This window comes from [Actinomadura] parvosata subsp. kistnae (genome assembly GCF_900323885.1).
Lineage (GTDB): Bacteria > Actinomycetota > Actinomycetes > Streptosporangiales > Streptosporangiaceae > Nonomuraea > Nonomuraea composti.
In genome coordinates, this window is record NZ_OOHJ01000022.1 from 1,833,406 (window position 1) to 1,844,773 (window position 11,368).

Consider the following 11,368-nt stretch of genomic DNA (forward strand, 5'->3'; position numbering starts at 1 on the left):
AGGTTCATATGTAACTAGTCACGCAGAAAGATGGACGGGGCTTCGCAGGTGGCACCAGCGGAGTACGCTTGACCTTCCACCGGACATGGGGCCTGCCGAGAGGCCAGGCTCCTGGTACGGATGCCCCGAACCCCCCGTCCGGCCCGTGTAGCCGTCTCGACAACCCAGGATCGAGCCTCCATGCAGTCCGACATCGACGCCCAGCTCAACAACTTCTTCGAGGACGCCCCCGCACGCGAGTTCGACGTGGTGCTCCGGGGTTACGACCGGCACCAGGTCCACGATCACCTCAAGCAGCTCGACGGGGAGCTACGTCAGGCCCGCGAGCAGGTTGCCAGCCTCCAGCGCGAGCTGTCCGACTCCCAGCGCCAGCTTCAGGAGCAGGAGCGGCCCACCTATTCCGGCCTCGGCGCCCGCATCGAGCAGCTCCTGCGCCTGGCCGAGGAGCAGGCGACCGAGCTCGTGCAGGCCGCCAGGTCCGAGGCCAACGAGATCAAGGCCGCCGCCAAGGTCGAGGCCGCCGACGTGCGGGCCGCCGCCGAGGCCGAGGCCGCCGAGAAGCGCGCGCAGGCCGCTCGCGAGAGCGACGAGATGCGTACGACCGCCGAGCGCGAGGCCGAGGACATCCGCTCGACCGCGCGCCGCGAGGCCGACGAGCTGACCAACACCACCGAGCGGGAGGCCGCCAAGCTGCGCGCCACCGCCGACCACGAGGTGGCGGAGAAGCGGGCCGACGCCGAGCGGGAGATCGCCAAGCTGCGCACCACGACCGAGCGCGAGGTGGCGCAGCTGCGCGCCTCGACCAAGCGTGAGCGCGACGAGGTGCTGACCACCGCCAAGCGGCAGGCCGACGAGATGCGCGCGCAGGCGCAGCGGGTGCTGGAGGAGTCGGAGGCCAAGCGGGCCCAGGACGAAGCGGAGTTCGAGATCCAGCTCGCCTCCCGCCGCGAGGAGGCCGAGCGCCAGGAGGCCGAGCGCCACGCCACCGCGCAGGCCGCGACGCAGAAGCTGGTCGCCGAGGCCGAGCAGCGCGCCGCCACCGCCGAGTCGCGGGCCACGAAGGCCACGCAGCAGGCCGAGCAGACCCGCCGCGAGGCCGATCTGCACGCCAAGCAGCTCGTCGCGAACGCCCGCAAGAGCGCCGAGACCATCGTGTCCGAGGCCAAGAGCAGCGCCGAGACGATCGTCACCGAGGCGAAGAACGAGGCCGAGCGCACCCGTTCGGCGATGCAGCGCCAGGTCGACGAGCTGACCCGCCAGCGCGACAGCATCACCAGCCACCTGGCCCAGCTCCGGCAGCTCCTCGGCGGCGCCGCCCTGCCGGGCATGGACCCCGAGCCCGCGGTCACCGCGGCTCCGCCGAAGCCCGCGCTCGCCGCGCCCGCGGCCGAGCCGCCCGCTCCGGCCACGACCCCCGCTCCGAAGGTGGAGGTCAAGAAGGCCGACGACGACGCGGAGTGGTGGCAGGAGTAACGCCGGTTGATCGCAGACGGGGCTGAATGACGGCTGGGGAGAGCCTGGCGGCCGCAGGGTCGCTAGGCTCTCTCTTTGCCGTCGGACGTGTACGAAGTGACACGAGTCCGTCATGCTGTGTCGCCGATCCCCCTGGAGTGTCCCCTTTGTCCGCAGACGTCGAGCCGGCGCCCGAGCAGGAAGAAGCCCGCCGCAAGGAGCCCGAGCCTCGGGCCGAGCAGGCCGACGGGCCGCAGGGTGAGCAGGCCGGCAGGCCCCAGGGTGAGCAGGCCGGCAGGCCGCAGGCCGAGCCGTACGGGCTGCCCGGCAAGCCGCTGGCCCGCGGCCCCTTCCTGTTCGGCCTGGTCGGCGGCCTGGGGGTGCTGACGGCGATCGCGCTGGCCCAGATGATCGTGGCCTCGCTGAGCACGATCATCCTGATCGTCGTGGCGATGTTCCTGGCCGTGGGCCTGAACCCGGCCGTGGAGGCCCTGCAGCGGCGCGGCCTGGCCAGGCGGGGCGCGATCTCGATCGTGTTCGCCGGGGTCATCGTGGCGTTCGCGTTGTTCGGCCTCGCGATCGTGCCGCCGGTCAGCAAGCAGCTCACCGAGTTCATCGACGCGGTGCCGGGTTACATCACGGAGCTGAGCAACCATCCGACGCTGCGCCAGCTCGACCAGGACTACCAGATCCTGCCGCAGCTGCGGACGTTCGTGACGAGCACGCTGGGCCCGTCACTGGCGACCGGGATCATGGGCGCGGGGCTGGTGGTGCTGAACGGCGTGTTCACCACGGTGACGCTGCTGGTGCTCATGCTGTACTTCCTCGGCTCGCTGCACACGATCAAGGACTACCTGCTCAAGCTCGTCCCAGCCTCGCGCCGGACGCGGACGCGCGCGATCTCGGAGGAGATCCTTTCCGGCATCGGCGGGTACGTGGCGGGCAACGTGCTCATCTCGGTCATCGCGGGCGTGGTGACGTGGATCTTCCTGTCGATCGCCGGCGTGCAGTACGCCCTCGCGCTCTCCCTGGTGGTGGCGCTGACGGACCTGATCCCGCTGGTGGGCGCGACGATCGGCGCGGTGCTGGTGACGGCGGTGGCGCTGCTCGACTCGTGGCCGGCCGGCATCGCGTGCGCCATCTTCTTCCTGGCCTACCAGCAGGTGGAGAACTACTTCATCTACCCCAGGGTGATGAAGCACTCCGTGAACGTGACGCCGGCGGTGACGGTGATCGCCGCGCTGTTCGGCGGCGCGCTGCTCGGCATCGTCGGCGCCCTGCTGGCCATCCCGGTGGCCGCGGCGATCTCGCTGATCATCCGCGAGCTGGTGCTGCCCAGACAAGATCGCGTCTGAGCTAGCGCCGCATCCCGCCGAACTCCGCCTTCAGGAACTCGATCACGGCCGCGTTGAACGCCTCCGGCTGCTCGACCGCGCTGAGATGCCCGGCCCTGGGGATGATCTCCACCTTGCCGATCGGCGCGGCCTGAGCCATGGCGTCGGCGTCGGCGGCCGGCGTCAGCTCGTCCTCCTCCCCCACGATGATGAGCAGCGGCACCTTGAGCGCGGTCAGCGTCTCGAACGACTCGGACCGGGCGGCCATGGCCCGTTGCGCCCAGGCCACGGCCTTGGGCGGCGCCGACTGCACCAGCCCTTTGACCCGGCCGAACACCATGGCCCGCCGCTCCCTGGTGGTCCGCCCGATGAGCGCCGGCAGCACGTCGCTGACCAGCACGTCGTTGCCGCCGGACAGGACGGCCTGCGCGATGCGTTCCCTGTTGTCGCGCGCCTGGGGCGGGTCGGCGGCGGCCTTGGTGTCGGCCAGGATCACTCCGAGCACGCGGTCGGGGTGCCGCCGGCAGAACGCCATGGTCACGTAGCCGCCCATCGACAGCCCGCCGACGACCGCCCGGTCGATGCCCTCCTCGTCGAGCAGCCTGGCGACGTCGTCGGCCATGAGGTCGAGCGAGGGCTCGTCCTCGCCCAGCCGCGACCCGCCGAAGCCGCGCAGGTCAGGGGTGATGACCCGGCAGACCTTGGCCAGCCCTTCCCGCTGGGCCAGCCACATGGCCGACGAGAGCGGGAACGCGTGAAGCAGGACAACCGGGATCCCGGTCCCGGCAGATCTCGTGTAGAGCTGCACGGACCACACGGTAACCCGGTTCACGGCGACAATCACTCAATGGCCCATGCCGATCGTTCCTGACTGTGCCGACAAAAGCCATACACAACCATTATTCGCCATAAATCTGACATTGCCCGTCGAATAATTCACGCGCACAATCCAGGCAGAGCGACATTCACCCCGAGGTGACAGGCATGACAGGTCCCACAGGTATGGCGGGCACCCGTCCCGCGCTCCCCGACGCCACCAACGCCGACTTCCTCCTCCAGGCGCTGCGCGAGACGAACCTGCGCCGCGAGCGCCACCACGCCCCACCCCTGACCATGGACGCGCTGCTCGTCGACTACGCCAAGACCAGGGCCGCCGCCCACTCGCGGGGACAGGCGGGCGAGGTGCGGGCGGGCACCGGCGAGAGCGTGTTCAGGCACGTGGGGCCCGGCATGGGCGAGGCCGCCGACGCGGTGGCCGCCTGGTACGCCGAGCCGTACGACTGGGACGACCCCCGCCCCTCCGGCTTCAGCAGGCTCCTCTGGAAGGGCTGCAAGGCGATGGGCGCCGCCCGCGTCGCCGGTCAGGGCCGCGACGACGACGAGACGTTCATCGTCTTCGTCTTCGAGCCGCCCGGCGACGTGCCGGGCGAGTTCGGGGAGAACGTGCTGCGCGCCTGATCAGATCGCGGTCGCGCCGCCGTCGACGAACAGCACCTGCCCCGTCATGTACGCCGACGCCGCGCTGGCCAGGAACACGGCCGGCTGCGCCATCTCCGCCACGGTCCCCCACCGCCGCATCGGCACGCTCGCCACCGTCGCGGCGCCCGACGTCTCGTCCTCCCAGAGGTTGCGGTTGAGGTCGGTGGCCGTCCAGCCGGGGCACAGGGCGTTGACCCGCACGCCGGAGCCCGCCCACTCGACGGCCAGCGTCTTGGTCAGGGCCACCAGCCCGGCCTTGGCGGCGGCGTAGGGGGCGAGCAGGGGCGCGCCGAGCGCGGCCACGGACGCCACGTTGATGACGACGCCGTCGCCCCGGCCGAGCAGGTGCGGGGCGACGGCGTGGCAGACGGCCATGGCGGAGTCGAGGTTGAGCCGCATCAGCTTGTCCCAGCCGGACAGCCGCAGGTCCTTGAACTCGACGAGGAAGTTCGACCCGCCGGCGTTGTTGACGACGATGTCGAGGTGCCCGAGCCCGTCGATGGCGGCGGCGACGGCGGAGGCGGCGGCCTCGCGGTCGGTCAGGTCGGCGGGGATGACGACGGCGCGCCGGCCCAGGGCCTCGATCTCCTTGGCCACCTCGGCCAGCGTCTCGGCGGAGCGGGAGACGAGCGCCACGTCGGCGCCGGCCTCGGCGTAGGCGAGCGCGATGCCCCGGCCGATGCCCTTCGACGCCCCGGTGACCAGAGCCTGCTTACCGCCGAGATCGAACGCGCCCACGCCGCCTCCTTCGTAGCCCAGAAACCGAACAAGATTCTATGGACATCTCCCCACGAAGCGCCACCGGCGCGGGACCACGAAGGTCCCGCGCCGGTGGGTCGGACGTGCGGGCAGGCTCAGCCGAGCCCGCCGAGGAGGGTGTCGAAGAAGTCGGCGATGTCGTCGCCGAGCTTCCCGCCCCGCATCCCCAGGTGCGCCACGGCTCCCCGCTTGGTGTTGACCTCCATCTCGATCTTCTCGGGCTTGAAGATCTGCTTCTCGGCCTGTCCGCTGCCGCCGCCCCGCGGCAGGTTCGACGGCGGCCGGCCCTGCGGGTACATCCGGCCGTTGCCGTACACGGTGTACGACTGGGTCGGCTGCACGCTGCCGTCGTTGCGGTAGACCTGGCTCGGCCTCGGACGTGCCGGCTGCCTGGTCGCCTTCGGCGGTGACTGCCGCTGCACCGAGCGGTGGCTGGTCGGCCGGCTCGCGGGGCGCGAGCGCGCCTGCTGGATGCCCCTGGGCAGGTGGCCGTTGCGGCGGTTGTACCGCTGCCTGTTCAGCACCCGCTTCTTGGCCGCCGCCGCCTGGCGGGCCTTCTTCGCGGCCTCCCGGCGGGCGGCCGCCGCCGCGCGGCGCTTGGCGGCCGCCTCGCGGGCCCGGTCCGCCGCCTCGCGCGCCCGTTTCCTGGCCGCGGCCAGCCGCTTGCGCTTGGCCTCGGCCGCGGCCCGCTTCTTGGCCGCCTCCCTGGCCCGCTTCTTGGCCTCTTCCCTGGCCCGCTTCTTGGCCTCCTCCAGGGCCTTCTTCCTGGCGATTTCCCTGGCCCTGCGGATGGCGGCCTGCCGCGCGGCCCGCTGCGCCGCCTTCTTGGCGAGGTAGCGGGCGCCGACCCGGACGCCGATGGCCACCACGACCCACACCCACTGCCCGTCGGGGTCGCTCATGGCGACGGGGCTGTTGTTGGCGTAGGCGTAGGCGTTGAGCTGCTGCGGATCGACGTCGTCGATGATCGGGTCCACCGACAGGAACCGGCCGAGCTTGGGGTCGTACTCGCGGGCGCCCAGGTGGACGAGCCCGGTCGTCGCGTCCTTCGTGCCGCCCACGAACCCGCGCTGCCCCGGCCACCACGGCGGTGGCGACCCGCGGTCCTCGCCGAACGGCGTGGTCCTGCGCACCGCCAGGTCGCCGGTGCCGGCGTTCACCGCGGCCTGCGCGGTGCCCTGGTGGTCACTGGCCAGGAAGAAGACCTGGTTGTCCGGGGTGCGCACCGCGATGGGCTCGTCGTTGATCGTGTAATAGCGGGTCTGCTCGACGGTGTCCTTGGCGTAGTCGAGACGCAGCTCCATGTCGTCGATGTAGAGCGTGGCGTCGGTGGGCGTCTTGCGGATCAGCCGGTCGCCCTCCGCGTCGTAGACGAACGACGTGGTCTTGCCCGCCTCCGTCACCGACTCCAGGTTGCCCTCGGCGTCCCACACCAGGGTCTGGTCCGAGGTGCCGACCTTGCGCCGGGTCGTGTTGCCCGCCGCGTCGTACTCGAACAGGTCCTGCCCCACGCTCTGCAGCGCGTGCGGCTGCTTGCCGCCCGGCTCGGGGTAGGTGTAGTCGCGCACCGTCTGGCCCGCGCTGCCGAACGCGTGCTTCGTCTCCTTGATCCGGTTACCGGTGGAGTCGTAGGCGTAGCTGACCGCGTAAGGCGCCACGCCGCCGATCTTGTCGGACTGCGGGGTGCCGCTCGCGCAGTCGTCCGTGGCCGTCCACGCCGAGGTCAGCCGGCGCAGATGGTCGTAGGTGAAGCACTGCGTGTCCTGGCTCGCCTTGTCAGCGATCTTGGTGATGTTGCCGATGGCGTCATAGGTGTAGTTGACGTCCATGTCGGTCTTGCTGGTGCCCTCGCGGTCCAGCCGCATGCTGGTCAGCCTGCGCGTGGACTCGTCGTGGGTGTAGGTGAGCCAGGTCTTCTTCCCGTTGTCGCCCAGCTCGTACTGCAGGGTCTCGCCGAGCTTGGAGTAGCGGGTCGCGCTCACGTACGCCGACAGGCCGGTGACCTTCGTCGGCTGGTTCAGCTCGTCGTAGGTGTAGACGACCTGCTCCTCCGCCAGCCCGCCGACACCCGGGAAGCTGACCGACTGCACCTGGCCGTCGACCGTGTAGCGGGTGTTGAGCTGGTAGGAGCCGGCCAGCTTGCCCTCCCGCTCCGGGATCGTGACGGTCTCGCGCAGCGGGCGGTAGTCGACGTCGATGTTGTTGATCTCCGCCTTGTACGCCTGCCCGTCCACGTACCGGATGCTGGCGTTCATGTGGCCCTTGGCCAGGGCGTCGTACTTCCACTCGGCCAGCAGCGGCCCGGTCGCGGAGCCCTCGCGCATCTCCGTCTTGCGGCCCAGCGTGTCGTAGCCGTACCAGAGCGTCCGGCCGCGCGAGTCCGTCGTCGTGACGATCTCGTCGGCGTCGTTGTACGTCATCGTCGTGACGCCCTTGTCCGGGTCCTCGGTCTTGATCTCCCGGCCGCGGAAGTCGTAGTGGTGGCGCCACACGTTCCCGGCCGAGTCGGTCACCGTGGACAGGCGCCCGGCGGCGTCGTAGGTGTACTTGGTGGACTCGTACTCGCCGGTCGGGGTCGCCCCCTTGTACTGGCGCAGCTCGATCAGCCGGTCCTCGGCGTCACCGATGCGGGTCGTCGCGGTGCCGCCCGGCGGCGGCGTCACGTGCACCCGGTCGCCCTCGTCCTTGGCGGTGACCCGGTACTTCTCCACGCCCTTCGCCTTGAGCACCTGGGCGTTGACGTCGCCCACGCCGTCGAAGGTGGACACCACCTGGTTCGGCACGTCGGCGTCGGCGACCGCGAGCAGGTCGGTGGACGGCGCGCCGGTGGCGAAGTAGCCGGTGTTCTGCTTGTACTCCTCCCCTTGCGAGTTGTAGAAGGTGTCGGTGATCGTGCGGCCGTCACGCAGGGCCGGGTCCTGCGTCTGGTCGTCCTTCGGCGCGGGCTCCTGCGTCTGGCGCTCGCGCATCAGGCCGTCGTACAGCTCGTGGCTCTCGGTGTAGCCGCCGTCGGCGCGCAGCGTCCTCGTGGTGACGACGCTGGGGCCGTCGGCCCGCATCGTGTAGGAGTACTCGGTGCTGGGCGACTGGCCGCCCGCCTTGCTGCGGTCCGGCTGCCACACCTTGATCAGCCGGCCGACCGCGTCGTACTCCATGTCGGTGCGGCGGTTGTTGGTGTCGAGCTCGGCGACGGGCTCGCCCCACGCCGGCTCCAGGAACGTGCGATCGACGTGGCCGAGCTGGTTCGTCTCCTTGATCTCGGTCGCCAGCGCGCCCGTGGCCGGAGTGTAGGTGGTCACGGACTTGCCGCCGACCGTGTCGGTCTCGCTCGTCTCGCGGCCGTAGACGTCGTACGTGTGCGTGGTGTCGGTGATCGTCGTGCCGTCGGCGCTGACGACCTGCTGCACCGTGGTCACGTCGCCCTTGCTCGGCGCCTGACCGTACGCCTTGCCGTCGTACTGGACCTTCTCGTCGGAGATCACCTCTCCGGCGGCCAGCGTGGAGACGGACGCGGAGCAGGGCGCGGCCACCTTCTGGACGCGGCTGGTGTAGTCGAGCATCCAGCTCGTGTCGTTGCGGGCGTAGGTGTAGCGGGTGCACCGGTCGTCGTCGGTGCTGGCCAGGTCGCCCTTCTCCTCGACCTGGGTGAGCAGGCCCTTGGTGTCGTACGAGCGCTCCTCGCCGGTGCGCCGCCACTTGCCGCCGGGCAACGCGGTGCGGGTCGCCATGGACGCGGCCTCGACCACGTAGGCGGCCTTGGTGACGCCGCCCTGCGTGGACTCGGCGGTCTTGACCGACCACGGCGTCTCGACGGTGGCCTTCAGCAGGGCGCCGCCGTCGCCGTCGTACAGGATCTCCTCGCGCTCGAAGCCGGAGTACTGGTCGAGGTCGTCCACCTTGACGCCCTCGGTGTCCTCCACCTGGACGCTGCGCTTGGTGCCGTCGGCCTGCTTGTCGCCGTGCATGCCGCGGAAGTAGCGGAACTCCGTCAGCGTGCGCTTGGTGTCCTGCCCGTCGCCCTCGCGTACCCGGACCCGGCCGAACCCGCGGAAGTCCGACCACGTGCGGTGCTCGGGCTTGACGAGGATGTTGTCGGCGTAGCGCCAGGCGGCGCCGCCCAGGTACTCGTAGCTGGTGACGACGGCGGGCGAGGCCGCGACGCGGTCCACCTCGACCGTCTGCTCCACCACGTACTTGTGGAACCAGTCGGTGACCTCGCCCTCGTTGGGCGGGGCCCAGCGCTGCGGGAAGCACAGCTTGGTGTTCTTGTCGGCGGCGGGCAGCGCGCCGGCCTGGCACTCCGCGGCCTTGTAGTTGACCCGCAGCTCGCCGCCGGTGCCGTTGTCGACGGCCTGGACCCGCCACTTGACCAGCGGCGCCCGGCCCTCGGTCGCGTCCACCCGGTTGGGCAGCTGCACGCCCTTGAACGTGGTCTTCGGCAGCGTGATCGTGCCGCCCACGTGGCCGGTCTGCTGGATGGAGGCCAGCCACAGGGACGGGCTCAGCCCGTCACCGGTGGCGGGGAACTGGTGGGTCAGCGCCCACGAGTCCACCGCGTAGTACTGCCCGGACGCGTTGAGCACCTGCGTGGTGACCTTGGTCAGCCGCTTGCGGGTGAAGAACGTCGGCGTGAGCCGGTCGGTGCACTTCACGCCGGAGTCGCAGATCTGGTCGAACGGGACGTCCGGCCAGTGGCTGGCGGTCTCCTTCTTCAGCTCGGCCGGCGCGCACGTGACCGTGCCGCTCGGCAGGCAGCGCTCGGCCACCTCGAAGCTCACCCGCGCCGCCGGGTTCTTGGTGAACAGCTCGGTGCTCAGGTAGCCGTAGTCGATGCGGTTGAGGTAGGCGTGCCGGTCGTACACCGTGCCCAGCTCGGGCTTGGAGTTGCGGCCGTAGTAGTTCTTCTCCTGCGTGTACCAGTAGGTGATCGCGTTGCCGTGGGTGTCCACGGCATAGTCGAGGTTCCACCGGTACGCCTGCTGGCACCAGGCGTTGGCCGGGGTGCTGTTGTAGCAGGGCTCGCCGCTGTTGTTGCCGAACACCGGCACCGTCTGCACCGACTTCGTCTCGGCCTTGCCGCTCACCCAGCCGGGCAGCCGGTTCAGGCCGAAGGTGTACTGGGTGCCGTCGGCGCTGGTGACCCGCCAGTACTCGCCGTTGTTGTCCCCGTTCGTGGCGCCGGTCAGCGCCTCGATCCTGGTGCCGTCGTCGCGCTTCGGCCGCCACTGCTTGGTCGTGGCGTCCTTGATCAGCTCGATCGACGAGCCGGCCAGCGACAGCACCGCGTTGTCCTGGTCCCAGCACAGGTCGCCGGTCTTCTTGCCGTCGATCATGCAGGACTTGTAGCGGCGCTCGATGTAGCCGCCGGGGCTGAGCTCGAAGCCCTCGCCCGCCCACGACGCCTGGTTGTTCGTGGCGGCGGTGCGGCCGTCCACGCTCTGCGAGGAGTAGTCGAGCGACAGCTCCGGCTCGTCGCCGCCCAGCGCGGGCGGCGTGCGCAGGTCGTAGTTCCAGGAGAAGTCGCCGGTCTGGGTGCCCACGCTCCAGTCGGACGAGGCCGCCAGCGAGGTGGCCGAGTGGTCACCGGACTGGCCCGAGGGGGCCGCGGCCAGCGCGTACACGGCGCCGGTCTCGACCGCGGCGGTCAGCGTGCCCGCCTTGGGGTCGTTCGTGCTCTTGACCGGCTCCGGCTGCGGGCAGCTCGCCGTCGCGGTGGCCGACTTGAGCGCGCACTCCTGCAGCTTGACCATGCCGAGGCGGGCGCCGTAGTCGCCGCCGTAGGCGTAGCGGAAGCCGGAGTAGTCGATCTTCAGCTCGGTCTTCCTGCCGCCCGCCTTGGCGGCCACCGCCACGCCCTGGCCCGGCGACACCCGCATCGCCAGGCCGAGCCGGTCGGTGTCGAGCAGCTCCACCGACACCGGGTCGCTGCTCTCATCGGCCGCCACCCGCACCGGGAACCCGGCCACGGACTTGGACTTGGCCAGCTCCGCCTTCTGCGGCTTCGGCCAGGTCACACTCGGCGGCGCCTTCCACGCCTGCTTCTGCACCGGGTCGGCCGACGGCGGCTGCACCGGCACGCTCGTGCCCTTGACCGGGGTCTCCTTCTGCACCGCCGGGGCCGAGCGGGGCTCGGCCGCCGCGGGCACGGCGTTGACCAGGGGGAGCACGAGGACCATCGAGAGGGTGGCCGCGAGGCGGCGCGGCCAGGGGGACTCGGGCCTGACCTCCTCCCGGAAGCGGTTCCAGGAGGAGTCAGGAAGGTCGGGTTCGGGGTCGTGAGTGCGGATCCAACGGGATTCGGGCAGGTCTAACTCATCCTGCGGGTCCATCTACCTCTCCCAGCG

Annotated in this window: 6 protein-coding genes; 3 read left to right on the forward strand and 3 right to left on the reverse strand. The window is 70.8% G+C overall.

Going from position 1 to position 11,368, the window contains the following annotated elements; all coding sequences use genetic code 11:
• Window positions 1–180: 180 nt before the first annotated feature.
• Window positions 181–1,473 carry a DivIVA domain-containing protein gene (locus tag KIS93_RS51095; RefSeq protein WP_080042482.1) on the forward strand — a complete coding sequence of 431 codons (1,293 nt, stop codon included), beginning with the start codon at window positions 181–183 and terminating at the stop codon, window positions 1,471–1,473.
• Window positions 1,474–1,610: 137 nt separating this feature from the next.
• Window positions 1,611–2,807, forward strand: coding sequence for an AI-2E family transporter (locus KIS93_RS51100; RefSeq protein ID WP_418113106.1), 1,197 nt, complete (start codon window positions 1,611–1,613; stop codon window positions 2,805–2,807).
• A gap of 1 nt (window position 2,808) precedes the next feature.
• On the opposite strand, the gene KIS93_RS51105 is transcribed toward KIS93_RS51100, so the two are convergent.
• Complete coding sequence (locus KIS93_RS51105; protein WP_080047195.1) at window positions 2,809–3,594, reverse strand: alpha/beta fold hydrolase; 786 nt, start codon at window positions 3,592–3,594, stop codon at window positions 2,809–2,811.
• A 176-nt stretch (window positions 3,595–3,770) separates the two neighbouring features.
• Here KIS93_RS51105 and KIS93_RS51110 point away from each other — a divergent pair, with 176 nt between their 5' ends.
• On the forward strand, window positions 3,771–4,244 hold the full coding sequence (locus tag KIS93_RS51110) for a CAP domain-containing protein (protein ID WP_080042484.1): 474 nt from the start codon (window positions 3,771–3,773) through the stop codon (window positions 4,242–4,244).
• Here KIS93_RS51110 and KIS93_RS51115 read toward each other — a convergent pair whose 3' ends face one another.
• Window positions 4,245–5,003, reverse strand: coding sequence for an SDR family NAD(P)-dependent oxidoreductase (locus KIS93_RS51115; RefSeq protein WP_080042485.1), 759 nt, complete (start codon window positions 5,001–5,003; stop codon window positions 4,245–4,247).
• Between the two features lie 116 nt (window positions 5,004–5,119).
• Window positions 5,120–11,353 (reverse strand): RHS repeat domain-containing protein, encoded by a 6,234-nt coding sequence (locus KIS93_RS51120; RefSeq protein ID WP_080042486.1) that lies wholly within the window; start codon window positions 11,351–11,353, stop codon window positions 5,120–5,122.
• Window positions 11,354–11,368 lie beyond the last annotated feature (15 nt).

Bases quoted from the DNA above. Each gene is read 5' to 3' on its own strand.
- KIS93_RS51095 (WP_080042482.1), top strand. From the start codon at position 181: ATGCAGTCCGACATCGACGCCCAGCTCAACAACTTCTTCGAGGACGCC.
- KIS93_RS51120 (WP_080042486.1), bottom strand. From the start codon at position 11,353: ATGGACCCGCAGGATGAGTTAGACCTGCCCGAATCCCGTTGGATCCGC.
- KIS93_RS51110 (WP_080042484.1), top strand. From the start codon at position 3,771: ATGACAGGTCCCACAGGTATGGCGGGCACCCGTCCCGCGCTCCCCGAC.